Origin of the sequence: Pseudomonas sp. GM74 (assembly GCF_000282455.1) — a bacterium.
In the GTDB taxonomy this organism is placed as follows: domain Bacteria; phylum Pseudomonadota; class Gammaproteobacteria; order Pseudomonadales; family Pseudomonadaceae; genus Aquipseudomonas.
The window spans coordinates 1-24168 of record NZ_AKJG01000023.1; the positions used below are offsets into that span (position 1 = coordinate 1).

Consider the following 24168-nt stretch of genomic DNA (forward strand, 5'->3'; position numbering starts at 1 on the left):
AAGCCCGCTCCCACATGGGTTTCGCTTCCACAGTCCCTACATCCACCCATACTCCGCCATCGACAACGGATCGCCGTCGCCGATGATGAAATGGTCAAGCACCCGCACGTCAATCAACTCCAGCGCCTTTTGCAGGCGCTTGGTCAGCACCCGGTCGGACTGACTGGGGTCGGCGTTGCCCGAAGGATGGTTGTGGCAGAGGATCAATGCCGCTGCATTGTTGGCCAGGGCGCGCTTGACCACCTCTCGCGGATGAACGCTGGTGTTGTCGATGGAGCCGCGGAACAGCGTCTCGAACGCCAGTACCTGATGCCTGGAATCGAGAAACAGACACCCAAACACCTCGTGCGGCTCGTGGCGCAGCATCGATTTCAGGTACTCACGAACCGCGTGCGGATTCTCCAGTGCCGTTTTTTGGCGCGCTCGCTCGCCCAGATGGCGCCTGCTCATTTCTTGCGCAGCCTGTAACTGTGCAAATTTCGCCGGCCCAAGCCCCAGTTGCTTGCTGAACGCTTCCTGATCGGCCTCAAGCAGCAAACGCAGGCTGCCAAACTGATTCAACAGGTGTCGCGCCAGATCTACTGCACTTTTACCCACCACGCCCGTACGTAAAAAGATCGCCAGCAGTTCGGCGTCTGAAAGGCTTCCCGCGCCCTGTTCAAGCAACCTCTCCCGCGGCCGTTCCGTCGCCGGCCAATCGCGAATACTCATAGCACCTCCCTGTCTGTGGGCACCGCTGTTCCGTAGCGGTCGCTGTGATATCGTAGCCCATCTTTTTTGCGGGCGGATTCACCCTGGGGAGGGGGTTTCGCCACGTATGTCACCAACGAATTGAAAGGCAGGCCTATGCAGCGGCTGTATCGGAAACGCATTGTTCTGGGCGTCGGCGGCGGTATCGCTGCCTACAAGAGCGCCGACCTGGTTCGCCGTCTGATCGACCAGGGCGCCGAAGTACGCGTGGTCATGACCCGTGGCGGCGCAGAGTTCATCACCCCGCTGACCATGCAGGCCCTGTCCGGGCACCCGGTCCACCTGGACCTGCTGGACCCGGCGGCCGAAGCGGCCATGGGCCACATCGAACTGGCCAAATGGGCCGACCTGGTGCTGATCGCCCCCGCCACGGCGGACCTGATCGCCCGCCTTGCCCATGGCATTGCCGATGATTTGCTGACCACACTGGTGCTGGCCACCGACGCAGTGGTCGCCGTTGCACCGGCAATGAACCAGGCGATGTGGCGCGATCCGGCGACCCAGGCCAACCTGCAAACCCTCGAAAGCCGCGACATCAAGGTCTTCGGCCCGGCCTCCGGCAGCCAGGCCTGCGGCGACGTCGGCCTGGGGCGCATGCTCGAAGCCCTTGAACTGGCCCAGTGCGCCGCCGACTGCTTCCAGCGTCAGGCACTGACCGGCAAACACGTGCTGATCACCGCCGGCCCGACCCAGGAAAACATCGACCCGGTGCGCTACATCACCAACCACAGTTCCGGAAAAATGGGCTTCGCCTTGGCCGAAGCCGCTGTGGAGGCCGGTGCCCGTGTGACCCTGATCACCGGCCCCGTGCACCTGCCGACTCCGGATCGAGTCACCCGTATCGACGTGGTCAGCGCCCGCGACATGCTCGCCGCGTGTGAAGCGGCGATCCCTTGCGACCTGTTCATCGCCTCGGCAGCGGTCGCAGATTACCGTCCGGAAGTCGTCGCCCCGCAGAAACTCAAGAAAGATCCTACGAACGGCGACGGCTTGTTGCTACAGATGGTGCGTAACCCGGACATCCTGGCCACCATCGCCACCCGCCCCGACCGCCCGTTCAGTGTCGGTTTCGCCGCCGAGACCGAACACCTGCTCGATTACGCTGCACGCAAGTTGAAAGACAAGAACCTCGATCTGATCGTCGCCAACGACGTCGCCAACCCGAGCATTGGCTTCAACAGCGAAGAAAACGCTTGCAGCGTCATTGATCGCGAGCTTCACGCCACACTCTTCGCCCAGACCAGCAAGAGCAAGATTGCTCGCCAGCTGATCACCTTTATCGCCGAACGTCTGAACCAGGTTTAATTTACATGCACGCTTTGCAAGCCAAGATCCTCGACCCCCGCATCGGTACCGAATTCCCGCTGCCGCAATACGCCACACCGGGCTCCGCCGGCCTCGACCTGCGCGCCATGCTGGAACAGGACACCGTGATCAAGCCGGGTGAAACCGTGCTGATCCCCACCGGTCTGTCGGTCTATATCGGCGACCCGAACCTGGCGGCGCTGATTCTGCCGCGCTCAGGGATGGGCCATAAGCATGGCATCGTGCTGGGCAACCTGGTGGGGCTGATCGACTCCGACTACCAAGGCCCATTGATGGTTTCCTGCTGGAACCGTGGCCAGACCGAATTCACCATGCCGGTTGGCGAGCGCCTGGCGCAACTGGTGCTGGTGCCGGTGGTGCAGGCTCACTTCGAGATGGTTGAAGAGTTTGTTGAAACCGAGCGCGGCACTGGCGGTTTCGGCCATACCGGTACCCGCTGATCCGGTAACGCTGTTCTTGTGGCGAGGGATCTGACTCCCTCGCCACAAAATTCAAATTGTCATCTGCAAGGTTTAGCTCCGAAAATCAAGGCATTGCCCGGCCAAGCCCTTGCCGTCACGGGCATCATGGCCCTTTCACAGCACGAACTCTCTGCGGAAAACGCCGTCATACCCTTCAGTTTGAACCTGCTGCCGAAAGAATCGGCGGCCTGTCCAGCCACTTTCGAGATGGAGCATTTCCACAGATGAACACCCCGGCCAAAGTCGCACCCAAGTTCCCTGACAGCATCTTCCGCGCCTACGACATCCGCGGCACAGTCCCGGAATTCCTGAACGCCGAAACCGCTTACTGGATCGGCCGCGCAGTCGGCTCCCAAAGCCTGGCCCAGGGCGAGCCAAACGTGTCCGTCGGTCGCGATGGTCGCCTTTCCGGCCCAGAACTGGTCGCGCAACTGATCAAAGGCATCGCCGACAGCGGCTGCCATGTCAGTGATGTCGGCCTGGTCCCGACTCCGGCGCTCTACTACGCCGCCAACGTACTGGCCGGCAAATCCGGCGTGATGCTCACCGGCAGCCACAACCCGTCGAACTACAACGGCTTCAAGATCGTCATAGCCGGCGACACCCTGGCCAACGAACAGATCCAGGCCCTGCACGACCGCCTCAAAACCAATAACCTTAGCAGCGGCCAGGGCAGCATCACCCAAGTCGAGATCCTCGACCGCTACACCACCGAAATCGTCCAGGACATCAAGTTGGCCCGTCGCCTGAAAGTGGTCGTTGACTGCGGCAACGGTGCGGCCGGCGTGATCGCCCCGCAACTGATCGAAGCGCTGAACTGCGAAGTCATCCCGCTGTTCTGCGAAGTGGACGGCAACTTCCCGAATCACCACCCGGACCCGGGCAAGCCTGAAAACCTCGTGGACCTGATCGCCAAGGTCAAGGAAACCAACGCTGACATCGGCCTGGCTTTCGACGGCGATGGCGACCGCGTCGGCGTGGTGACCAACACCGGCAGCATCGTCTACCCGGACCGTCTGCTGATGCTGTTCGCCCGCGACGTCGTGGCGCGCAACCCGGGCGCCGAGATCATCTTCGACGTCAAATGCACCCGTCGCCTGATTCCGCTGATCAAGGAGTACGGTGGCCGGTCGCTAATGTGGAAGACCGGTCACTCGTTGATCAAAAAGAAAATGAAACAATCCGGCGCCCTGTTGGCTGGCGAAATGAGCGGGCACATCTTCTTCAAGGAGCGCTGGTTCGGTTTCGACGACGGCATCTACAGCGCCGCGCGGTTGCTGGAGATCCTCAGCAAGGAAAAATCATCGGCCGAAGAGTTGTTCGCGACCTTCCCGAACGATATTTCTACGCCGGAAATCAATATCCATGTGACCGAAGAGAGCAAATTCAGCATCATTGATGCATTGCACGATGCGCAGTGGGGCGAAGGCGCTGACCTGACCACCATTGACGGCGTGCGAGTCGACTATGCCAAAGGCTGGGGCCTGGTACGCGCCTCCAACACCACACCGGTGCTGGTGCTGCGTTTCGAGGCCGATGACGAGGCTGAATTGCAGCGCATCAAGGACGTATTCAAAGTCCAGTTGAAGCGTGTTGCACCTGATCTCCAACTACCGTTCTGATTCACCCGGAGCCCTGAATGACCCTCGAACGCGAAGCCGCCGCCAACACCGCCAAGGTCCTGTCCGAAGCGTTGCCTTACATCCGCCGTTATGTCGGCAAGACACTGGTGATCAAATACGGCGGCAACGCGATGGAAAGCGAGGAGCTGAAAACCGGCTTCGCCCGCGACATCGTGCTGATGAAGGCCGTGGGCATCAACCCGGTGGTGGTTCACGGTGGCGGCCCGCAAATCGGTGACCTGCTCAAGCGCCTGTCGATCGAAAGCCATTTCGTCGACGGCATGCGCGTCACCGACGCGGCGACCATGGACGTGGTGGAAATGGTCCTTGGCGGCCAGGTCAACAAGGACATCGTCAACCTGATCAACCGTCACGGCGGCAGCGCCATCGGCCTGACCGGTAAAGATGCCGAGCTGATTCGCGCGAAGAAGCTCACCGTTACCCGCCAGACCCCGGAAATGACCACCCCGGAAATCATCGACATCGGTCACGTTGGCGAAGTGGTCGGCATCAATACCGACCTGCTGAACCTGTTGGTCAAGGGTGATTTCATCCCGGTGATCGCGCCCATCGGCGTCGGTGCCAACGGCGAGTCGTACAACATCAACGCGGACCTGGTGGCCGGCAAAGTCGCCGAAGCACTGAAAGCCGAGAAGCTGATGCTGCTGACCAACATCGCCGGCCTGATGGACAAGTCGGGCACGGTCCTGACCGGCCTGACAACCCAGCAAGTCGACGACCTGATCGCCGACGGCACCATCTACGGCGGCATGCTGCCGAAGATCCGTTGCGCACTGGAAGCGGTCCAGGGCGGCGTGGGCAGCTCGCTGATCATCGACGGTCGCGTGCCGAATGCAATCCTGCTGGAAATCTTCACCGATACCGGCGTGGGCACCCTGATCAGCAATCGCAAGCGTCCTTAAGCGATAACGCAAACTAAAAGACCCCGCTCGGCCTGGCTGAGCGGGGTCTTTCTCATTTAGCGACAAACCTGTGGGAGCGGGCTTGCCCGCGATAGCAATCTATCAGCCAACATCTCTGTCGACTGACACTACGTCATCGCGGGCAAGCCCGCTCCCACAGGGATTTGTAGTCAGACGCCGAACTGCGCGCGGTAGGCTTCCACGGCCGGCAGATGCTGCTTGAGCTGCGGATCGTCCGCCAGGAATTCCAGCACCTGGTTCAGCGAAACGATGCTGATGACCGGGATGCCGAAGTCACGCTCGACTTCCTGGATCGCCGACAACTCACCATTGCCACGCTCCTGACGGTTCAGGGCGATCAGCACGCCGGCAGCCTTGGCGCCGTCCTGGGAGGCGATGATCTGCATCACTTCACGGATCGCGGTGCCAGCGGTGATCACATCGTCGATGATCAGAACGTCGCCGGTCAGGGGTGCGCCAACCAGGCTGCCGCCTTCGCCGTGGGCCTTGGCTTCCTTGCGGTTGAAGCACCATGGCAGGTCACGGTTGTGATGCTCGGCCAGGGCCACGGCGGTGGTCGCCGCCAACGGGATGCCCTTGTAGGCCGGGCCAAACAGCACGTCGAAGGCAATGCCACTCTCGGCAATGGCAGCGGCGTAGAAGCGTCCAAGCTGCGCCAGGGCCGAACCCGAGTTGAACAGGCCTGCATTGAAGAAGTATGGACTGGTGCGCCCGGACTTCAGGGTGAACTCACCGAAGCGCAAAACGCCGCGATCGATGGCAAAACGGATGAAATCGCGCTGATACGCTTGCATGAAAAACCCCAAATACCACGGATTTAGCTAATTAGCTTGACGCCGTGTATCATACACGCACGCGATTTTTGGGGCCATTTATGCGGATCATCAGTGTGAACGTCAATGGTATTCAGGCTGCAGTCGAGCGTGGTTTGCTCAGTTGGCTGCAGGCACAGAATGCCGACGTCATCTGCCTGCAGGACACCCGCGCCTCCGCCTTTGAACTGGACGATCCAGCCTTCCAACTGGATGGATACTTCCTTTATGCCTGCGATGCCGAAGTTCCCGCCCAAGGTGGCGTGGCTTTGTATTCGCGGCTGCAACCGAAGGCTGTCATCAGCGGTCTCGGTTTCGAGACGGCCGACCGCTACGGGCGCTACCTGCAAGCCGATTTCGACAAGGTCAGCATCGCGACCTTGCTGCTCCCTTCAGGGCAGAACGGCGATGAAGACTTGAACCAGAAGTTCAAGCTAATGGACGACTTCGCCCGTTATCTGGATAAACAGCGACGCAAACGCCGCGAGTACATTTATTGTGGCTCGCTGTACGTGGCGCAACAGAAGCTGGATATCAAGAACTGGCGTGACAGCCAGCAATCTCCGGGCTTCCTGGCACCTGAACGCGCCTGGATGGACGAGATTGTCGGCAACATGGGCTATGTCGACGCCCTGCGTGAAGTCAGCCGTGAAGGCGACCAGTACAGCTGGTGGCCGGACAACGAACAGGCGGAGATGCTCAACCTCGGTTGGCGCTTCGACTATCAGTTGCTGACCCCTGGCCTTCGCCGCTTTGTACGCAGCGCACGCCTGCCACGCCAGCCGCGGTTCTCGCAACACGCGCCACTGATCGTGGACTACGACTGGACGCTGACCATTTAAGCGTCGTTTCGCAGACACAAAAAAGCCGACTTCAGGGTCGGCTTTTTTGTGGGTGACGATTTGCATTTCTGTAGGAGCGAGCTTGCTCGCTCCTACAGGGATCTTCGTTGATCGTTATTTGATCAACCGCCAGGTGAACGGATATCGATATGGCTGCCCTTCATTGGCCTTCACCCCGGCAATGATCGTCAGCACCAGCGCACCGATCGCGACCAGACCAAACAGGAAGAACCCGATTATCACCACCATCAGCAGGAAACAGATAGCCGAGGCGATCGCCACGGTTAACTGAAAGTTCAGTGCTTCCTTGCCCTGGGCATCGATGAACGGGTCCATCTCGCGCTTCATCTGCCAGAGAATCAGCGGGCCGATGATCGTGCCGAACGGAATCCAGATCCCCAGCAAGGCGGACAAGTGGCAAAACATGGCCCACTGGCGCACCTCCTGGCTCGGCGTGGGCAGCGGCAGTTGCTCGTCACTCATGGTGTCCTCCTTGTCTGGAGCAGTCCGGTCAGTCAGCCAGTGCGGCCTTTTGCAGTTCGAAGATCTCGTTCATGCCTTTCTTGGCCAGCTCGAGCATCGCGTTCAGCTCTTCAGGCTGGAACGGCGCGCCTTCGGCAGTGCCCTGGACTTCGATGAAGCCGCCAGCGCTGGTCATCACCACGTTCAGGTCAGTCTCGGCGGCCGAGTCTTCCAGGTAGTCGAGGTCGAGCACAGGCTCACCTTTGTACATGCCCACGGAAACGGCAGCGATCATCTGCTTGACCGGGTCACCGCCCTTCAGGCCGCCACGCTTCTTGATGACTTTCAAGGCATCGATCAGTGCAACCATGGAGCCGGTGATCGACGCGGTGCGGGTGCCACCGTCAGCCTGGATCACGTCGCAGTCGACGTACAGGGTGACGTCACCGAGCTTGGACATATCCAGCGCAGCGCGCAGGGAGCGACCGATCAGACGCTGGATTTCCAGGGTGCGGCCGCCTTGTTTGCCACGGCTGGCTTCACGCTGGTTACGCTCGCCGGTAGCGCGCGGCAGCATGCCGTACTCGGCGGTCAGCCAACCCTGGCCCTGGCCTTTCAGGAAACGCGGTACGCCCGGTTCAACGCTGACAGTGCAGATGACCTTGGTATCGCCGAACTCGACCAGCACAGAACCCTCGGCGTGTTTGGTGTAGTTGCGGGTGATGCGGATCGAGCGGAGCTGATCGGCAGCGCGACCACTTGGACGTATCATAGGGAGTACCTGTACTGGGGACGGAAAACTGCGGAGCATTATAGAGCCGCCCGCCGCCACTGGGCACTTCTAAAAAATTCCGCCGACGACCGAGGGCTCTGTACCGCGCGTCGATGCAGGCCTGCCGCGTTTTGTCACACCGTGTGTTTGGGCGCATCCGCGCCACTGCGCTACAATCCTGCGCCTTTGCTGCCAGTCGGCTTTAATTCATTGATATCGGACTCCCGGAACCTCGGTTCTGTGCCGATCTGCCTTGCGAGGTACCTCCATGGTGCACAGCATGACCGCCTTCGCCCGCGTCGAGAAAGCCGGCGTCCAGGGCACCCTGAGCTGGGAACTGCGCTCGGTCAACAGCCGCTACCTGGAACCCCACCTGCGCCTGCCGGAGTCCTTTCGCGACCTCGAGGGTGCTGTTCGTGAAGCCCTGCGCCAGGGAGTATCGCGGGGCAAGCTTGAATGCACCCTGCGCTTCACCGAAGAAAACACCGGCAAGGCGCTGCAAATCGATCAGGAGCGCGCCGCGCAACTGGTCGCCGCCGCCGAAACCATCGCCAGCCTGATCAAGAACCCGGCAGCGCTGAACCCGCTGGAAGTCCTGGCCTGGCCCGGCGTACTGGTAGGCGACGCCACCGACCCGCAAGCCTTGAACGCCGAAGCGCTGGCCCTGTTCAACCAAGGCCTCAAAGAACTGAAAGCCGGCCGCGAGCGCGAAGGCGCCGAACTGGCGCGGCTGATCAATGAGCGCCTGAGCTCCATCGAAGAAGACGTGGTGACCTTGCGCGAACTGGTCCCGCAAATGCTCGCCACCCAGCGCCAGAAAGTCCTCGACCGCTTCGCAGACATGAAGGCCGAGATGGACCCGCAGCGCCTGGAGCAGGAAATGGTCATGCTCGCGCAAAAAAGCGACGTCGCCGAAGAACTGGATCGCCTGAGCACTCACATCATCGAAGTTCGCCGGGTGCTCAAATCCGGCGGTGCCGCCGGTCGGCGCCTGGACTTCCTGATGCAGGAACTCAACCGCGAAGCCAATACACTGGGCTCCAAAGCCTTCGACCCGCGCAGCACCCAGGCTGCGGTCAACCTCAAGGTGTTGATCGAGCAGATGCGCGAACAAGTGCAGAATATTGAGTAAGGCTATCCCGACATGACCCACAGCACCGGCACCCTGTACATCATTTCCGCCCCTTCGGGCGCGGGCAAGAGCAGTCTGGTCAAGGCCCTGACCGACGCCAATCCGGAGGTCCGCGTCTCGGTCTCCCATACCACCCGCGCCATGCGCCCGGGCGAAGTGGATGGCGTGAACTACAACTTCGTCGCGCGCGAACAGTTCGTGAAGATGATCGAACACGGGGATTTCCTCGAGCGCGCCGAAGTGTTCGGCAATCTCTACGGCACTTCGCAAAGCCACCTGCAGCAGACCCTGGACGAAGGCCACGACCTGATTCTGGAAATCGACTGGCAAGGTGCCGAGCAAGTGCGCAAGCTGATGCCTCAGGCCCGTTCGATCTTCATTCTGCCGCCGTCATTGCAGGCCCTGCACCAGCGCCTGACCAATCGCGGCCAGGACAGTGACGAAGTCATTGATGGCCGGATGCGCGAAGCCGTCAGCGAAATGAGCCACTACGTCGACTACGACTACCTGATCATCAACGACGATTTCGCCCACGCGCTGCACGATCTGAAGGCGATTTTCCGCGCCAATCAGCTGATCCAGAAGCGTCAGCAGCAGCGCCACGGCAAATTACTGGCTGAATTGCTCGGTTAATCAGCTCTTCCCAAAACCGCTGCAAGGGCTTTACATTGGCACTTGTAGCGCGTTGAAGGGCTTGATCAAAAAATCAGCGCTTCCCTAAACGCTGGTGATTTTTTAAACTGTCGAGTCCGCTCGCCCATCCGGGCAGCGCGCATATTGCATTTGCTACGAGGAAGACCATGGCCCGCGTAACCGTTGAAGACTGCCTAGAACACGTGGATAACCGCTTTGAGCTGGTCATGCTCTCTACCAAGCGTGCCCGTCAACTGGCCACCGGCGGCAAAGAGCCGAAAGTAGCATGGGAAAACGACAAGCCTACCGTCGTCGCCCTGCGTGAAATCGCTGAAGGCCTGATCGACTACGCAGCTATCGCCGAAGCCGAAATCGTTGAAGATGAACCGCTTTTTGCTGCATTCGAGGACGAGTCCAACGAGGCCGTCTAAGCCTATGCCTGGTCGACGTAGCACGGCGCGGGATAAAAGCTTACGGCAGGAGACATCATGCCGAGCATAGACGCCCTCGCCGATCGCTTATCGACCTACCTCGGCAAGGACCAGGTCAATCTGGTCCGCCGAGCGTATTTCTACGCCGAACAAGCCCACGACGGCCAACGCCGCCGTAGCGGCGAGGCGTACGTCACGCACCCACTCGCGGTTGCGAATATTCTTGCCGACATGCACATGGACCATCAGAGCCTGATGGCCGCAATGCTGCATGACGTGATCGAAGACACCGGTATTGCCAAGGAAGCGCTGCAAGCGCAGTTCGGCGAAACCGTGGCCGAACTGGTCGACGGGGTCAGCAAACTGACCCAGATGAACTTCGAGACCAAGGCCGAAGCCCAAGCCGAAAACTTCCAGAAAATGGCCATGGCCATGGCTCGCGACATTCGCGTGATCCTGGTCAAGCTTGCCGACCGCCTGCACAACATGCGCACGCTGGAAGTGCTGTCTGGTGAAAAACGCCGACGCATCGCCAAGGAAACCCTGGAAATCTATGCGCCCATCGCCAACCGGCTGGGCATGCACGCCATCCGCATAGAATTCGAAGACCTCGGTTTCAAGGCCATGCACCCGATGCGCTCCGCGCGGATCTACCAGGCCGTCAAGCGCGCCCGTGGCAACCGCAAGGAAATCGTCAACAAGATCGAAGAATCCCTCAGCCACTGCCTGGCCATCGACGGCATCCAGGGCGAGGTCAGCGGTCGCCAGAAACACCTCTACGGCATCTACAAGAAAATGCGCGGCAAGCGTCGGGCCTTCAACGAGATCATGGACGTCTACGCGTTCCGGATCATCGTCGACAAGGTCGATACCTGCTACCGCGTGCTGGGTGCCGTACATAACTTGTATAAACCATTGCCGGGGCGCTTCAAGGATTACATCGCGATCCCCAAGGCCAACGGTTATCAGTCGCTGCACACCACGCTGTTCGGCATGCACGGTGTTCCGATCGAGATCCAGATCCGCACCCGTGAAATGGAAGAGATGGCCAACAACGGCATTGCCGCCCATTGGCTGTACAAATCCAGCGGCGACGAGCAACCAAAAGGCACTCACGCCCGCGCCCGTCAGTGGGTCAAGGGCGTACTCGAAATGCAGCAACGTGCCGGTAACTCGCTGGAATTCATCGAAAGCGTGAAGATCGACCTGTTCCCGGACGAGGTCTACGTGTTCACACCCAAAGGCCGGATCATGGAGCTGCCCAAGGGCTCCACTGCAGTCGACTTCGCTTACGCGGTTCACACCGACGTGGGCAATAGCTGCATTGCCTGCCGGATCAATCGTCGTCTCGCACCGCTGTCCGAACCGCTGCAAAGCGGCTCCACGGTCGAGATCGTCAGCGCTCCCGGCGCGCGGCCGAACCCGGCCTGGCTCAACTTCGTGGTCACCGGCAAGGCGCGCACACACATTCGCCACGCCCTGAAGCTGCAACGCCGTTCCGAATCCATCAGCCTCGGCGAACGCCTGCTGAACAAGGTCCTCAACGGTTTCGACAGCTCGCTGGAAAAAATCCCGGCCGAACGCGTCAAAGCGATGCTCGTCGAGTACCGCCTGGAACTGATCGAAGACCTGCTGGAAGATATCGGCCTGGGCAATCGCATGGCCTATGTGGTGGCCCGCCGGTTGCTGGGCGAAGGCGAACAGTTGCCAAGTCCGGAAGGCCCGCTGGCGATTCGCGGCACCGAAGGCCTGGTGCTCAGCTATGCCAAGTGCTGTACGCCAATCCCGGGCGACCCGATTGTCGGCCACTTGTCTGCGGGCAAAGGCATGGTCGTGCACCTGGACAACTGCCGCAACATCAGCGAAATCCGCCACAACCCGGAAAAGTGCATCCAGCTCTCGTGGGCCAAGGATGTCACCGGCGAATTCAACGTCGAGCTGCGCGTCGAGCTGGAACACCAGCGCGGGCTGATCGCCCTGCTGGCCAGCAGTGTCAATGCCGCCGATGGCAACATCGAGAAAATCAGCATGGACGAACGCGATGGTCGCATCAGCGTGGTCCAGTTGGTGGTCAGCGTGCACGACCGCGTGCACCTGGCCCGAGTGATCAAGAAACTGCGCGCCTTGACCGGGGTGATTCGCATCACCCGCATGCGCGCCTAAGTCCCTAATTACAAGGAGTCCTACATGACCAAGACTGTTATCACCAGCGACAAGGCCCCGGCCGCCATCGGCACTTACTCCCAGGCGATCAAGGCTGGCAACACCGTTTACATGTCGGGCCAGATTCCCCTGGACCCAAAAACCATGGAACTGGTTGAAGGCTTCGAAGCCCAGACCGTCCAGGTGTTCGAGAACCTCAAGGCCGTGGCTGAAGCCGCCGGCGGTTCGTTCAAGGACATCGTCAAGCTGAACATCTTCCTCACCGACCTGAGCCACTTCGCCAAGGTCAACGAGATCATGGGCAAGTACTTCGACCAGCCTTACCCTGCCCGCGCCGCCATCGGCGTAGCAGCCCTGCCAAAGGGTTCGCAGGTTGAAATGGATGCCATCCTGGTCATCGAGTAATGTGTGCGGCGCAGCCTCGGGCTGCGCCGACTGCTCTGCTGTAAAGAATGCTTGAAAGGATTCCACCCATGCGCAACGCGCTTGCTCTCTCGCTGCTCGCCCTGTTCCTGGGCGGATGTGCCAGCAACCCTGCCGACCGCGACATCAGCGGCACCTGGATCAACCAGGTGGCGATCGATGCTGCCGCCAAAGGCGTCCCCCTGCGTGAAGCGCTCCAGGCCTATGGCCCGAACCTGGAATGGGACATCAACACCAAGGCCGGTCAGGCCCGCTACACCAACGGTTTTGAAAATGTCGACGGCAAGCTGCTGGGTGAACAATCCGGCGCCTGGAAAGTCGACTTCTATGGCAGCTCGGCCAGTGAGCTCAAGCGTGACGGCAAGCAACTGAGTCAGTCCGCCAGCGACAATGAGCCCGAGCAAGTCTTCGACCGCGTACAGATCCAGGTACCGGATGGCGCACCGATAGGCGCCAGCTTCGAACGTGCGCTGTATTCCGCCTACATGGGCGGCGGCTGGACAATCGTCAATGGCCCTGGCGAAGGCAACACGGTTCAATTCCAGGCCGACGGCCAGGTGACCGGCCTGCCAGGCAGCGATCGCTATGCGTTGTGCCTGGCCGGCGATTGCGCCTCCATGAGCGGCGGCAATGACAACATGTGGCTGCAACTCAATGGCCAGGGCAACGCCTGGATCTTTGCGCGCAAGGGCAAGGAATTGGAGATTTTCCAGACCGTGAACACTGCGCAGGCGGACGAGATGCCCTCGTTCACCCCGGGTGAGCGCAAGTGGTTGCTCGAGAAGCAGTAACCTGCGCATAACCCATGTGGGAGCGGGCTTGCTCGCGAAAACGGTGTAACAGCCAACAGAGATGTTGAATGTCATACCCCATTCGCGAGCAAGCCCGCTCCCACATTTGGTTTGTGGCAATCGGTAAAGTCAGCAGCGCCCTTCAATGATCGCCGCATACCCCTCTCGAAAACTCGGATACTTCGGCGTCCAGCCCAACGCTTTTGCCCGCGCATTACTGCAGCGCTTGCTGCCAGTGCGGCGCACGCTGTCGTCATCGGCCCATTCGGTCACACCCAGGTACTCACGCAACCAGCCCACCACATCGGCCAGCGCTGCCGGCGCGTCATCGACGCCGATGTAGACATCATCCAGCGCCACGCCACGCCGATCCGCCTCAAGCAGGCACGCCATCAACCCAGCGGCATCGTCGGCATGAATCCGGTTGGCATACAACGGCGGATCGGTTACCACGCGATACCCCCGACGGACCTGAGTCAGTAGCCACTCACGGCCCGGACCATAAATGCCGGTCAGGCGCACGACACTGGCCGGAATGCCGCTTTTAAGGGCAAGTTGCTCGGCTTCGAGCATCACACGTCCGGAATAGCCCGTCGTCACGGCTGGTGAAGACTCGTCGATCCATTCGCCATTTTGCTGACCGTAAACACTGCTGCTGGAAACGAACAACAGGCGATTGGGCACCTGCCCGTAGTCGTCCAACCACTCCAGCACATGCTCCAGGCCCTGGACATAGGCCGCTCGGTAGCCGGCTTCGTCGTGATCGGTGGCCGCCGCGCAATACACCAGGTAATCCACGGCGCCGATGGGCCAGGTAGCCGGGCAGTCTTTGTTGAACAGGTCACCGGCCACGCCGATGACGCCCTTGGGCAGGCGTGAAACGTCGCGTCGCAGGCCATGGACCTCCCACCCCGCCGCCAGCAGTTGTGTGGCCAGGCGGCTGCCAACATCACCGCAACCGGCGATCAAAACAGTAGGCGCAGACATCAGAAAACTCCCATCGCAAAGCCACAGACTAGCGCCGGCAATAGACAGGCGGCTAGCAATGCAGGAAAAAAAGAGACTCTATTACTTTTGTTAACAAGAATTACTTGCAATAATGCAGACCACTTTTGTTCTCGGCCTTTCGAGGCCTGGAAGAACATCACACGTTTATTCTCTCAGGTCCGGCCAGCATGACACGCAATCAATTCTCCGCTTCGCCAACCAAACGACCTCGCGCCTGGAGCGCGGTGGCCGCCCTGCTCCTCAGCCTGATGCTCGCCCCAGTCGCCGCTTTCGCCGATGCCCAGGCGCCTGCTGCTCCGGCCGCTACCGCAGCACCTGCACCGGCCGTTGCTCCGGCCGCGAACGATCCTGCCCAGGCAGCACCGGCAGAAACGCTGGGTGAAGACGTCCCTGAAGTCCTCGAAGCGGACAACACCCTGGGCATGGCCCACGACCTGTCGCCGTGGGGTATGTACCAGAACGCCGACATCATCGTGAAAATCGTGATGATCGGCCTGGCCATCGCTTCGATCATCACCTGGACCATCTGGATCGCCAAGGGCTTCGAGCTGATGGGCGCCAAGCGTCGTCTGCGCGGTGAAATCGCCCACCTGAAAAAAGCTGCCACCTTGAAAGAAGCCAGCGCTACCGCGGCCAAGGAAGGCACGCTCGCCAACCTGTTGGTCCACGACGCCCTGGAAGAAATGCGCCTCTCGGCCAGCAGCCGTGAGAAAGAAGGCATCAAGGAACGCGTCAGCTTCCGTCTCGAGCGCCTGGTCGCCGCCTGCGGTCGCAACATGAGCAGTGGCACCGGCGTACTGGCCACCATTGGTTCCACCGCGCCGTTCGTCGGCCTGTTCGGTACCGTGTGGGGCATCATGAACAGCTTCATCGGAATCGCCAAGACCCAGACCACCAACCTCGCCGTCGTCGCCCCCGGCATCGCCGAAGCCCTGCTGGCTACCGCGCTGGGCCTGGTTGCAGCGATCCCCGCAGTCGTGATCTACAACGTCTTTGCCCGCTCCATCGCCGGTTACAAGGCTCAGGTGTCCGACGCGTCGGCACAGGTCCTGCTGCTGGTCAGCCGCGACCTCGACCACCAGCCTGAGCGCAGCTCGCAACCGCACATGGTGAAAGTGGGGTAATCGGCCATGGGCCTGCATTTGAAAGAAGGGGCAGACGACGATCTGTCCGAAAACCACGAAATCAACGTCACGCCGTTCATCGACGTGATGCTGGTGCTGTTGATCATCTTCATGGTGGCGGCCCCGCTGGCCACCGTGGACATCAAGGTCGACCTGCCCGCTTCCACCGCCAAACCGGCGCCGCGGCCAGAAAAACCGGTGTTCCTCAGCGTCAAGGCTGACCAGCGCCTGTTCCTCGGTGAAGACGAGGTGAAGGCCGAAGCACTCGGCGCTACCCTCGACGCCAGGACCCAGGGCAAGAAAGACACGACAATCTTCTTCCAGGCCGACAAAGGCGTGGATTACGGCGACCTGATGAGCGTGATGGACAACCTGCGTTCCGCCGGTTACCTGAAGGTCGGCCTTGTCGGACTCGAGACGGCAGCCAAGAAATGATCACGACGCGCCATAAGCTGACGCGTTACAGCGGTAGCCTGGCTGTGGTGCTGGGCGTTCACGCGCTGGCCATCGCGCTGGCGCTGAACTGGTCCACCCGTCCGCCCATCGAATTGCCCCCTCAGGCAATGATGGTCGAACTGGCACCGGTTCCTGCCCCGCCACCGCCTGCTCCGCCGAAGGTCGTCACCCCACCGCAGCCACCGGCTCCGGTCGAAGAACTACCGATCCCCAAGCTCGCCGAAGCCCCGAAAGCTGAAATTGCCGTGCCCAAGCCGGTCAAGCCAAAGCCCAAGCCGCAGCCGCCCAAGCCGGTAGAGAAGAAACCCGAACCGCCGAAGGAAAAACCGGCCGAAGAAAAACCGGCCGAAACCCAGCAGACTCAGGCACCGACGGAGAAATCCGCCCAGCCTGCGCCGGGCCCATCGCCGGCTCAACTGGCGGCCAAGGCCAGCTGGCAAGGCACGCTGCTGGCACACCTGCAGAAGTACAAGAAGTACCCTGCAAGTGCCCAGGCGAGGGGCAAGGAAGGCATGAACCGTCTGCGTTTCGTCGTGGATGCCGAAGGCAATGTGTTGTCGTTTGAGCTGGTAGGCGCCTCGGGCACTGCCGATCTGGACCGGGCCACCCTGGAAATGATCCGCCGCGCTCAACCGCTGCCCAAACCACCGGCCGACATGCTGACCAACGGCTCCATCGAAATCGTTGCACCCTTTGTTTACTCGCTGGAAAAACGCCGTCGCTAAAAATGTGGGAGCGGGCTTGTGCGCCAAGCAAAAGGCACCGAAAGGTGCCTTTCTCTTATCTGCCAGCGGCAAACCGGCATTGCCCGGTGTCACTCGACACTCTCAGTCTGATAACGTGCGTCTATCGATTGCAGCCGTTATGCTTGGCCCGCAACTACATGGACGCTTGCTATGACTCTCACAGAATTACGCTACATCGTTACCCTCGCCCAAGAGCAGCACTTCGGCCACGCGGCCGAGCGTTGCCATGTCAGCCAGCCGACCCTTTCGGTGGGCGTGAAAAAGCTTGAAGACGAACTCGGTGTGCTGATTTTCGAGCGCAGCAAAAGCGCCGTGCGCCTGACGCCTGTCGGCGAAGGCATCGTGGCCCAGGCCCAAAAGGTATTGGAACAAGCCCAAGGCATTCGCGAACTGGCCCAGGCCGGCAAGAACCAACTGACCGCCCCACTCAAGGTCGGCGCGATCTACACCGTCGGGCCTTACCTGTTTCCGCACCTGATTCCACAACTGCACCGGGTCGCCCCGCAGATGCCGTTGTACATCGAAGAAAACTTCACCCACGTGCTGCGCGACAAACTGCGCAACGGCGAGCTCGACGCGATCATCATCGCCCTGCCGTTCAATGAAGCCGATGTGCTGACCCTACAACTCTACGACGAGCCGTTCTACGTGCTGATGCCGGCGCAGCACCCGTGGACACAAAAGGAATCCATCGACGCCAGCCTGCTCAACGACAAGAGCCTGCTGCTGCTCGGCGAAGGCCACTGCTTCCGCGATCAAGTACTGGAAGCCTGTCCGACCCTGACCAAAGGCAACGACGGCGCCAAGCACACCACAGTGGAATCCAGCTCCCTGGAAACCATTCGCCACATGGTCGCCTCGGGCCTCGGGATTTCGATCCTGCCGCTATCGGCAGTCGACAGCCATCACTACGCCCCTGGCGTGATCGAGGTGCGTCCGTTGTCGGCACCGGTACCGTTCCGCACCGTGGCCATTGCCTGGCGCGCCAGCTTCCCGCGCCCGAAAGCGATTGAAATCCTCGCTGACTCCATTCGCCTGTGCTCGGTGGCCAAGCCAGCGGCGCAAGTCGCTGCGGGCTAAGCAACGGTCATGAGCGAGTTGTCGCAAGTGTCGGTGACGGCACTCAAGGGTGTCGGTGAAGCCATGGCCGAGAAGCTGGCCAAGGTCGGCCTGGAAAACCTCCAGGACGTATTGTTTCACCTGCCCCTGCGCTATCAGGACCGTACTCGCGTGGTGCCGATCGGCGCACTGCGGCCCGGTCAGGATGCGGTCATCGAAGGCACCGTCAGCGGTGCCGACGTGGTCATGGGCCGGCGGCGCAGCCTGGTGGTCCGGTTGCAGGATGGTACCGGGGGCTTGAGCCTGCGGTTCTACCATTTCAGCAACGCGCAGAAAGAAGGCCTGAAACGCGGCACGCGGATTCGCTGCTACGGCGAGGCGCGGCCCGGCGCTTCGGGGCTGGAGATCTACCACCCGGAATACCGCGCCATCACTGGCGACGAACCGCCGCCAGTGGATGAAACCCTGACCCCGGTCTACCCGCTCACCGAAGGCCTGACCCAACAACGCTTGCGCCAGTTGTGCATGCAGACCCTTACCCTGCTCGGACCCAGCAGCCTGCCCGACTGGCTGCCGAACGAACTGGCCCGCGACTACCAACTGGCACCGCTGGCCGATGCGATCCGCTACCTGCATAACCCGCCCGCCGATGCCGACGTCGATGAACTGGCCCTCGGTCACCACTGGGCGCAGCACCGTCTGGCTTTCGAAGAACTGCTGACCCATCAACTGTCACAACAACGCCTGCGAGAAAGCATGCGCGCCCTGCGTGCGCCCGCGATGGCCAAAGCCACCCAACTGCCGGCCAAATACCTGGCCAACCTCGGCTTCAGCCCGACCGGTGCCCAGCAGCGGGTCGGCAATGAAATCGCCTACGACCTCAGCCAACACGAACCGATGCTGCGACTGATCCAGGGTGACGTCGGTGCCGGCAAAACCGTGGTCGCCGCCCTTGCCGCGCTGCAAGCGCTGGAGGCTGGTTATCAGGTCGCGCTGATGGCACCCACCGAGATTCTCGCCGAGCAGCACTTCATCACCTTCAAGCGCTGGCTCGAGCCGCTGGGCATTGAAGTCGCCTGGCTGGCCGGCAAGCTCAAGGGCAAGAACCGCGTCGCCGCGCTGGAGCAAATTGCCAACGACACGCCGATGGTGGTCGGCACCCACGCGCTGTTCCAGGACGAAGTGCAATTCAAGAACCTGGCACTGGTGATCATCGACGAACAGCACCGTTTCGGCGTACAGCAGCGTCTGGCCCTGCGGCAGAAAGGCGTCGGCGGGCGCATGTGCCCTCACCAGTTGATCATGACCGCCACGCCGATTCCGCGCACGCTGGCCATGAGCGCCTACGCCGACCTCGACACCTCGATCCTCGACGAACTGCCCCCCGGCCGAACCCCGGTCAACACCGTGCTGATCACCGACACCCGACGGGTCGAAGTCATCGAGCGGGTGCGCAGCGCTTGCGCCGAAGGGCGTCAGGCCTATTGGGTGTGTACGCTGATTGAAGAGTCGGAAGAACTCACCTGTCAGGCCGCGGAAACCACGTACGAAGATCTCACCGCCGCCCTGGGCGAATTGAAGGTGGGACTGATCCACGGCCGCATGAAGCCTGCGGAAAAAGCCGCGGTGATGGCCGAGTTCAAGGCCGGCAACCTGCAACTGCTGGTCGCGACCACGGTGATCGAAGTGGGCGTGGACGTGCCCAACGCCAGCCTGATGATCATCGAGAACCCCGAGCGCCTGGGCCTGGCGCAATTGCACCAGTTGCGCGGCCGCGTCGGCCGGGGCAGCGCCGTCAGCCATTGCGTGCTGCTCTACCATCCGCCGCTGTCGCAGATCGGCCGCCAGCGCCTGGGCATCATGCGTGAAACCAACGATGGTTTCGTCATCGCCGAAAAGGATCTGGAACTGCGCGGCCCCGGCGAAATGCTCGGCACCCGGCAGACTGGCCTGCTGCAATTCAAGGTCGCCGACCTGATGCGCGATGCCGATTTGCTGCCCGCCGTGCGGGATGCCGCCCAGGCATTGCTCGAGCGCTGGCCGACCCACGTCAGCCCGCTACTCGACCGATGGCTGCGTCATGGCCAACAATACGGCCAAGTGTGACAACCGTCACGGTTTCTGAGGCGTGGTCCCAAGCAAGCTGGTTATACTCCTGCAATTGTTTAAGTACGGATACAAACCATGACCGAAGTTGCCTTCGCACCCGACACCCCGCACGCTCCGTCGGTCATTCGGCTGATGCTGGGCAAGTTGGGCATTGCCTACGAAGAAGTGCTTGACCGTCACGGCCTCAATGCCGCGCGCAAAGTGCAGGCCGTTCTGCTCGATGACAGCGTAGGCGTATTGATGGTGCTGTTCCCGCAGAGCCAATTGCTGGACCTCAATCGCCTCACTGAACTCACTGGTCGCCGCCTCGCCGCCGTACCCATCGAACGCCTGAAAAAAATGCTCGGCAAGCACAACCTCAGCTTGCTGCCGGGCCTGCCGGCGCTGAGCAGTTCACCGTGCCTGTACGACGAAAGCCTGCTGCGCGAGCCGAAGTTGCTGATCAACTCCGGTGAGCCGGGCGTGCTGCTGGAAATCACCAGCGAAGACTTCAAGGCGACCATGCTGACCAAGGCCAGCGCCGCCAACTTCGGCGAAAACCTGACCAGCATCCGTCCCAACCTCGACCGCCCCGATGACGACCGCGAGGAAATCACCCAGGCCGTCCAGGCGTTCACCGCGCGGCGCATACAGCAGCGTCTGGAAGCGACCATCGAGATTCCGCCACTGGCCGAAACCGCGCAAAAAATCATCAAGCTGCGCGTCGACCCCAACGCCACCATCGACGACATCACCGGCGTGGTCGAAACCGACCCGGCGCTGGCCGCACAAGTCGTGAGCTGGGCGGCGTCGCCGTACTACGCCTCACCGGGCAAGATCCGCTCGGTGGAAGATGCCATCGTCCGGGTGCTGGGCTTCGACCTGGTGATCAACCTGGCACTGGGCCTGGCCTTGGGCAAAACCCTGAGCCTGCCCAAGGACCACCCGCAACAAACCACGCCGTACTGGCAGCAATCAATCTACACCGCCGCCGTCATCGAAGGCCTGACCCGCGCCATGCCGCGCGCCCAGCGTCCGGAAGCCGGCCTGACCTACCTGGCCGGCCTGCTGCACAACTTCGGCTACCTGCTGCTGGCCCATGTGTTCCCGCCGCACTTCTCGCTGATCTGCCGCCACCTGGAGGTCAACCCGCACCTGTGCCACAGTTTCGTGGAACAACACCTGCTGGGCATCAGCCGTGAACAGATCGGCTCGTGGCTGATGCGTTACTGGGACATGCCCGAAGAGCTGTCCACCGCCCTGCGCTTCCAGCACGACCCGGCCTACGACGGCACCTACGCCGAATACCCGAACCTGGTCTGCCTGTCGGTGCGCCTGCTGCGCAGCCGAGGCATCGGCTCCGGCCCGGACGAAGGCATCCCGGACGCACTGCTCGAACGCCTCGGCCTGAGCCGCGCCAAGGCCGAAGACGTGGTCAGCAAAGTGCTGGAAGCTGAAGTGCTGCTGCGTGAACTGGCCTCGCAATTTACTCAAGGCTGAACAGCATCGCGGGCAAGCCCGCTCCCACAGGGATCGCTTAAATCCTGTGGGAGCGGGCTTGCCCGCGATGAATATCACTCGGTCTACCTTAAAGACCTCAAGCCTTGGGCTTGGCCTTCTTCGGCTTCAAATACTTGGTCAGCCCCTGGAACCAGATCACCAGCGCCGGGTTGCCCTTGATCTGAATCGACTTGTCCTGAATCCCCGTCATGAACGCCAATTGCTTGTTCTTCGCCTGCATCGTGGCAAAGCCGTACGCGGCGTCTTTGAAGGCAATTGCAAACGCAGGCTCGGCATGCACACCCGATTGGCTGGTGATGCGCTGGTCCTTCACGCGGAAATGCCGTGCCACTTTCCCGTCCAGAGTCTGCAGCTGGAACACCAGGTCCTTGTCACCCAACTGCTGCTGAAACGCCGGATTGTTCCGGCTGGCCTTACCCATCAACAAACCCAGCATCCACAGCAGAAAACGAAATTTCATGCGCACAGCCTCAGAAGGAAAATGAACGGCCGGGGCAGTGTAGCGACTTACAAACAGAACGCCACCATCGAGTTACGTTAGAAGAAGATCATCTACATTTTCAGCATGATGACTACCAAGTCACGATCATTCACCCTCAAAGTCATGCATCCACGCACAGATTCAGGTACAAGATTGACGCACGTCTTTACTAAACCAACGATGCAACAATATGTAATAGAGGAAGTTTCTGACTCGAGCGGGTGACGCTTCCTATATCAACACTTCCAACAGATTGTTAGCGTATTTCAACAAGGAACGCCGGGATTATCAGCCCACCAACGGGGGCGAACTGTCAGGGAGACACACTCGAATGTTTTATGGCACATGGTGCCCACGTGGCAAGAAATCGAAAACCGTATAACCCATGAAATGGGTTATCAGGGAGGAGCCAGCTATCGCACGCAGTTCAACGAACGCGCGCCCTCCCTCTCTCTCAATATCCGTCGTATCAACAGCGTCAGGTCTGCGTTCAACCGCGCCGAATGGGAGGCAGATCGCTTACTGAGGCAACGCTTCTCTGACCTCGATATCTCCAGCATCCTCAAAGAACTGATCGAAGTCGTCGCTCAAATGGCAATGATCGTCGCGGGCAGTGCGTTGACCGGCGGGGCAATCGGAGCGGGTTTTGGCTCTTTATTAGGCGGCGCCGGCGCAATTCCCATGGGTGCCGCTGGCGCCATGATGGGAATGCAAGTCAGCACCTGGATACTGGGAATGCTCGGTCTGTCGTCCATCACTGAGTTTTTCGCCGAGGGTTTGCCGCGCATTGGCGAGTATTACCTGCAAGGCATCGCCATCGCATGGGAAGGCGCACGCGGCGAGAGGGGGTTGAATCCGTTCAGCCAGGACGATCCTTTTGCCGAAGACAGGGCCGCCCATCACATTGCACTGGGGCATGTGGAGGTTGTCGTCCTGCTGCTGGGCGCCATCGTTGCTTACATCACCCGTGGTCGAGGCAATGCAAACGTCCTTGCCCAGGAAATGCGAGCAAGCCCCAAAGGGGCACGGCTTGGCGAATGGATGCTCAAGCATGAAGATGCACTGAAAAAACGACCAGACCTGCAACCCGCAGGGCCGCGCAGAGGTGCACTCAGCCCGCAGGAGCCTGCGCCGCCAGCAAATCGCCCACCCGGAAAAGACAAGGACTCGCCTCGTGACAAACCGAACGCCATGCCGCTTCATAAAGTCGAATGCTTCAAAGCGGACAAGATGCCGGCGTCTAAAATCGGAGAGTTCGAGCGGCAGTTGAAGGGGCAAGAGGACGGGCTGAATCGGCTGACGGTTGATGAGTTTCTGGAGAATATTGCCAATCCGGTGAAGCGTAGTCCGGCGGCGGCCAGGCAAGCCCGAAAGGACTTACAAGATACTTTGCAAGAACGTTTTCAAAAGGATTACTTGCAAACGATGAGCGCCAAGACTGCAAGAGTAGAGAGCGTGAAAAAAGCCAAGGAAACGATGTCAAATCTTGCAGGACTGCACAATCCAGATCTGAGCGCGGGCGGCAAAGATATAATTGCGGACTTCGGTGATCGGCAAGTCAACTCCAGCATCGGCCCTCAGTGGAGGCCAAAGATTGCGAATTTGAAAAAAGCTGCGGAGACAGTGCCAACGAAGTTACGCGGCGACACATTTCTCAATGTCAAACTTCATAAATGTTAAGGAGAAAAGTAATGGATGAAATATTTTCGATTTTTCTGGAGACGTTTGGTGGACCCGTTGATCGTCAGGAAGTACCGGCTTCAAGTATCGAACGTTACAGGGGCAAGCTGCCCAATCAATTGCTGGAGTACTGGGCCGAGCACGGCTGGTGCGGTTACGGTGATGGGATTTTTTGGATAGTGAATCCTCAGGAATACGAAGGGGTCGTAGCATCCTGGCTTGAGGGGACGGAATTTGAAGCGTTTGACATCTACCACCTGATTGCCCGTAGCGCATTTGGTGACTTGTACCTTTGGGGCGAAAGAACGGGATTTTCGCTCAAAATAACCAGTGTTCTTTCTCGTGTTGTGATTAAAAACCTCGAAATTACGAGTGAAGAGATGGACAGAGAACTACAAGGTTTTCTGCTTTCCAGGAATGTGGACTCCAACGATTATGGCG

General features: G+C 60.4%; 24 protein-coding genes and 1 pseudogene. 19 read left to right on the forward strand and 6 right to left on the reverse strand.

Going from position 1 to position 24168, the window contains the following annotated elements; all coding sequences use genetic code 11:
• Positions 1 to 36: 36 nt before the first annotated feature.
• A complete protein-coding gene (radC, locus tag PMI34_RS22690; protein ID WP_008047071.1) occupies positions 37 to 711 on the reverse strand; it encodes a RadC family protein in 675 nt (224 codons plus the stop codon).
• A 135-nt stretch (positions 712 to 846) separates the two neighbouring features.
• Here radC and coaBC point away from each other — a divergent pair, with 135 nt between their 5' ends.
• From coaBC to argB, 4 genes and pseudogenes are all read left to right on the forward strand, one after another.
• Positions 847 to 2055, forward strand: a complete 1209-nt coding sequence (coaBC, locus tag PMI34_RS22685; protein ID WP_008047074.1) for a bifunctional phosphopantothenoylcysteine decarboxylase/phosphopantothenate--cysteine ligase CoaBC — start codon at positions 847 to 849, stop codon at positions 2053 to 2055.
• A 5-nt stretch (positions 2056 to 2060) separates the two neighbouring features.
• Positions 2061 to 2516, forward strand: coding sequence for a dUTP diphosphatase (gene dut / locus PMI34_RS22680; RefSeq protein ID WP_007975171.1), 456 nt, complete (start codon positions 2061 to 2063; stop codon positions 2514 to 2516).
• A 266-nt stretch (positions 2517 to 2782) separates the two neighbouring features.
• Positions 2783 to 4159 (forward strand): annotated as a pseudogene (locus PMI34_RS22675) (phosphomannomutase/phosphoglucomutase); the annotation flags it as partial.
• A gap of 17 nt (positions 4160 to 4176) precedes the next feature.
• Positions 4177 to 5082: an acetylglutamate kinase gene (gene argB, locus PMI34_RS22670; RefSeq protein WP_008047078.1), complete on the forward strand. Its 906-nt coding sequence runs from the start codon at positions 4177 to 4179 to the stop codon at positions 5080 to 5082.
• Between the two features lie 170 nt (positions 5083 to 5252).
• Here the strand turns inward: argB and pyrE are convergent, their stop codons facing one another.
• Positions 5253 to 5897: an orotate phosphoribosyltransferase gene (gene pyrE, locus PMI34_RS22665; protein WP_008047079.1), complete on the reverse strand. Its 645-nt coding sequence runs from the start codon at positions 5895 to 5897 to the stop codon at positions 5253 to 5255.
• Positions 5898 to 5977: 80 nt separating this feature from the next.
• Here pyrE and PMI34_RS22660 point away from each other — a divergent pair, with 80 nt between their 5' ends.
• The gene (locus tag PMI34_RS22660; protein WP_003176915.1) at positions 5978 to 6757 is read left to right on the forward strand and encodes an exodeoxyribonuclease III; all 780 of its coding nucleotides are present in this window, start codon (positions 5978 to 5980) and stop codon (positions 6755 to 6757) included.
• 114 nt (positions 6758 to 6871) lie between these two features.
• Here PMI34_RS22660 and PMI34_RS22655 read toward each other — a convergent pair whose 3' ends face one another.
• Together PMI34_RS22655 and rph are read right to left on the reverse strand one after the other, a co-directional pair.
• Positions 6872 to 7240, reverse strand: a complete 369-nt coding sequence (locus PMI34_RS22655; protein ID WP_008047080.1) for a DUF4870 domain-containing protein — start codon at positions 7238 to 7240, stop codon at positions 6872 to 6874.
• 28 nt (positions 7241 to 7268) lie between these two features.
• Positions 7269 to 7991: a ribonuclease PH gene (gene rph / locus PMI34_RS22650; RefSeq protein ID WP_007989575.1), complete on the reverse strand. Its 723-nt coding sequence runs from the start codon at positions 7989 to 7991 to the stop codon at positions 7269 to 7271.
• A 268-nt stretch (positions 7992 to 8259) separates the two neighbouring features.
• Between rph and PMI34_RS22645 the strand changes: the two genes are divergently transcribed.
• The 6 genes from PMI34_RS22645 to PMI34_RS22620 all read left to right on the forward strand — a co-directional run bounded on the left by PMI34_RS22645 (position 8260) and on the right by PMI34_RS22620 (position 13564).
• On the forward strand, positions 8260 to 9123 hold the full coding sequence (locus tag PMI34_RS22645) for a YicC/YloC family endoribonuclease (RefSeq protein WP_008047081.1): 864 nt from the start codon (positions 8260 to 8262) through the stop codon (positions 9121 to 9123).
• Positions 9124 to 9135: 12 nt separating this feature from the next.
• Positions 9136 to 9756, forward strand: coding sequence for a guanylate kinase (gmk, locus tag PMI34_RS22640; RefSeq protein ID WP_008047082.1), 621 nt, complete (start codon positions 9136 to 9138; stop codon positions 9754 to 9756).
• Between the two features lie 167 nt (positions 9757 to 9923).
• Complete coding sequence (gene rpoZ / locus PMI34_RS22635; RefSeq protein ID WP_007921129.1) at positions 9924 to 10187, forward strand: DNA-directed RNA polymerase subunit omega; 264 nt, start codon at positions 9924 to 9926, stop codon at positions 10185 to 10187.
• A gap of 57 nt (positions 10188 to 10244) precedes the next feature.
• Positions 10245 to 12350, forward strand: coding sequence for a bifunctional GTP diphosphokinase/guanosine-3',5'-bis pyrophosphate 3'-pyrophosphohydrolase (gene spoT, locus PMI34_RS22630; RefSeq protein ID WP_008047084.1), 2106 nt, complete (start codon positions 10245 to 10247; stop codon positions 12348 to 12350).
• A 24-nt stretch (positions 12351 to 12374) separates the two neighbouring features.
• Complete coding sequence (locus PMI34_RS22625) at positions 12375 to 12755, forward strand: RidA family protein (protein ID WP_003229509.1); 381 nt, start codon at positions 12375 to 12377, stop codon at positions 12753 to 12755.
• A gap of 68 nt (positions 12756 to 12823) precedes the next feature.
• Positions 12824 to 13564: a hypothetical protein gene (locus PMI34_RS22620; protein ID WP_008047086.1), complete on the forward strand. Its 741-nt coding sequence runs from the start codon at positions 12824 to 12826 to the stop codon at positions 13562 to 13564.
• Positions 13565 to 13693: 129 nt separating this feature from the next.
• Here the strand turns inward: PMI34_RS22620 and PMI34_RS22615 are convergent, their stop codons facing one another.
• Entirely contained in the window at positions 13694 to 14551 is an 858-nt protein-coding gene (locus tag PMI34_RS22615; RefSeq protein WP_008047088.1) for an SDR family oxidoreductase, read from the reverse strand.
• 188 nt (positions 14552 to 14739) lie between these two features.
• Here PMI34_RS22615 and exbB point away from each other — a divergent pair, with 188 nt between their 5' ends.
• The 6 genes from exbB (at position 14740) to PMI34_RS22585 (ending at position 21545) form a co-directional block, all read left to right on the forward strand.
• A complete protein-coding gene (gene exbB / locus PMI34_RS22610) occupies positions 14740 to 15696 on the forward strand; it encodes a tonB-system energizer ExbB (RefSeq protein ID WP_008047089.1) in 957 nt (318 codons plus the stop codon).
• Positions 15697 to 15702: 6 nt separating this feature from the next.
• Positions 15703 to 16131 (forward strand): TonB system transport protein ExbD, encoded by a 429-nt coding sequence (exbD, locus tag PMI34_RS22605; protein ID WP_007975187.1) that lies wholly within the window; start codon positions 15703 to 15705, stop codon positions 16129 to 16131.
• Complete coding sequence (locus PMI34_RS22600; protein ID WP_008047091.1) at positions 16128 to 16877, forward strand: energy transducer TonB family protein; 750 nt, start codon at positions 16128 to 16130, stop codon at positions 16875 to 16877. Before exbD ends, PMI34_RS22600 begins: the two co-directional genes overlap by 4 nt.
• A 171-nt stretch (positions 16878 to 17048) precedes the next feature.
• On the forward strand, positions 17049 to 17978 hold the full coding sequence (locus PMI34_RS22595; RefSeq protein ID WP_008047093.1) for a hydrogen peroxide-inducible genes activator: 930 nt from the start codon (positions 17049 to 17051) through the stop codon (positions 17976 to 17978).
• Between the two features lie 9 nt (positions 17979 to 17987).
• Positions 17988 to 20063: an ATP-dependent DNA helicase RecG gene (gene recG, locus PMI34_RS22590; protein WP_008047095.1), complete on the forward strand. Its 2076-nt coding sequence runs from the start codon at positions 17988 to 17990 to the stop codon at positions 20061 to 20063.
• Between the two features lie 78 nt (positions 20064 to 20141).
• A complete protein-coding gene (locus PMI34_RS22585) occupies positions 20142 to 21545 on the forward strand; it encodes an aminoacyl-tRNA deacylase and HDOD domain-containing protein (protein ID WP_008047097.1) in 1404 nt (467 codons plus the stop codon).
• Between the two features lie 97 nt (positions 21546 to 21642).
• Here PMI34_RS22585 and PMI34_RS22580 read toward each other — a convergent pair whose 3' ends face one another.
• The gene (locus PMI34_RS22580; protein WP_008047099.1) at positions 21643 to 22026 is read right to left on the reverse strand and encodes a hypothetical protein; all 384 of its coding nucleotides are present in this window, start codon (positions 22024 to 22026) and stop codon (positions 21643 to 21645) included.
• A 366-nt stretch (positions 22027 to 22392) separates the two neighbouring features.
• Between PMI34_RS22580 and PMI34_RS22575 the strand changes: the two genes are divergently transcribed.
• Together PMI34_RS22575 and PMI34_RS22570 are read left to right on the forward strand one after the other, a co-directional pair.
• Complete coding sequence (locus tag PMI34_RS22575; protein ID WP_008047101.1) at positions 22393 to 23727, forward strand: DUF6861 domain-containing protein; 1335 nt, start codon at positions 22393 to 22395, stop codon at positions 23725 to 23727.
• An 11-nt stretch (positions 23728 to 23738) separates the two neighbouring features.
• Positions 23739 to 24168: GAD-like domain-containing protein (locus PMI34_RS22570; protein ID WP_008047103.1), on the forward strand; the 430-nt coding region annotated here is incomplete at its 3' end.

Coding starts and splice junctions, on each gene's coding strand:
- radC (WP_008047071.1), bottom strand. CDS start 711: ATGAGTATTCGCGATTGGCCGGCGACGGAACGGCCGCGGGAGAGGTTG.
- coaBC (WP_008047074.1), top strand. CDS start 847: ATGCAGCGGCTGTATCGGAAACGCATTGTTCTGGGCGTCGGCGGCGGT.
- dut (WP_007975171.1), top strand. CDS start 2,061: ATGCACGCTTTGCAAGCCAAGATCCTCGACCCCCGCATCGGTACCGAA.
- argB (WP_008047078.1), top strand. CDS start 4,177: ATGACCCTCGAACGCGAAGCCGCCGCCAACACCGCCAAGGTCCTGTCC.
- pyrE (WP_008047079.1), bottom strand. CDS start 5,897: ATGCAAGCGTATCAGCGCGATTTCATCCGTTTTGCCATCGATCGCGGC.
- PMI34_RS22660 (WP_003176915.1), top strand. CDS start 5,978: ATGCGGATCATCAGTGTGAACGTCAATGGTATTCAGGCTGCAGTCGAG.
- PMI34_RS22655 (WP_008047080.1), bottom strand. CDS start 7,240: ATGAGTGACGAGCAACTGCCGCTGCCCACGCCGAGCCAGGAGGTGCGC.
- rph (WP_007989575.1), bottom strand. CDS start 7,991: ATGATACGTCCAAGTGGTCGCGCTGCCGATCAGCTCCGCTCGATCCGC.
- PMI34_RS22645 (WP_008047081.1), top strand. CDS start 8,260: ATGGTGCACAGCATGACCGCCTTCGCCCGCGTCGAGAAAGCCGGCGTC.
- gmk (WP_008047082.1), top strand. CDS start 9,136: ATGACCCACAGCACCGGCACCCTGTACATCATTTCCGCCCCTTCGGGC.
- rpoZ (WP_007921129.1), top strand. CDS start 9,924: ATGGCCCGCGTAACCGTTGAAGACTGCCTAGAACACGTGGATAACCGC.
- spoT (WP_008047084.1), top strand. CDS start 10,245: ATGCCGAGCATAGACGCCCTCGCCGATCGCTTATCGACCTACCTCGGC.
- PMI34_RS22625 (WP_003229509.1), top strand. CDS start 12,375: ATGACCAAGACTGTTATCACCAGCGACAAGGCCCCGGCCGCCATCGGC.
- PMI34_RS22620 (WP_008047086.1), top strand. CDS start 12,824: ATGCGCAACGCGCTTGCTCTCTCGCTGCTCGCCCTGTTCCTGGGCGGA.
- PMI34_RS22615 (WP_008047088.1), bottom strand. CDS start 14,551: ATGTCTGCGCCTACTGTTTTGATCGCCGGTTGCGGTGATGTTGGCAGC.
- exbB (WP_008047089.1), top strand. CDS start 14,740: ATGACACGCAATCAATTCTCCGCTTCGCCAACCAAACGACCTCGCGCC.
- exbD (WP_007975187.1), top strand. CDS start 15,703: ATGGGCCTGCATTTGAAAGAAGGGGCAGACGACGATCTGTCCGAAAAC.
- PMI34_RS22600 (WP_008047091.1), top strand. CDS start 16,128: ATGATCACGACGCGCCATAAGCTGACGCGTTACAGCGGTAGCCTGGCT.
- PMI34_RS22595 (WP_008047093.1), top strand. CDS start 17,049: ATGACTCTCACAGAATTACGCTACATCGTTACCCTCGCCCAAGAGCAG.
- recG (WP_008047095.1), top strand. CDS start 17,988: ATGAGCGAGTTGTCGCAAGTGTCGGTGACGGCACTCAAGGGTGTCGGT.
- PMI34_RS22585 (WP_008047097.1), top strand. CDS start 20,142: ATGACCGAAGTTGCCTTCGCACCCGACACCCCGCACGCTCCGTCGGTC.
- PMI34_RS22580 (WP_008047099.1), bottom strand. CDS start 22,026: ATGAAATTTCGTTTTCTGCTGTGGATGCTGGGTTTGTTGATGGGTAAG.
- PMI34_RS22575 (WP_008047101.1), top strand. CDS start 22,393: ATGGTGCCCACGTGGCAAGAAATCGAAAACCGTATAACCCATGAAATG.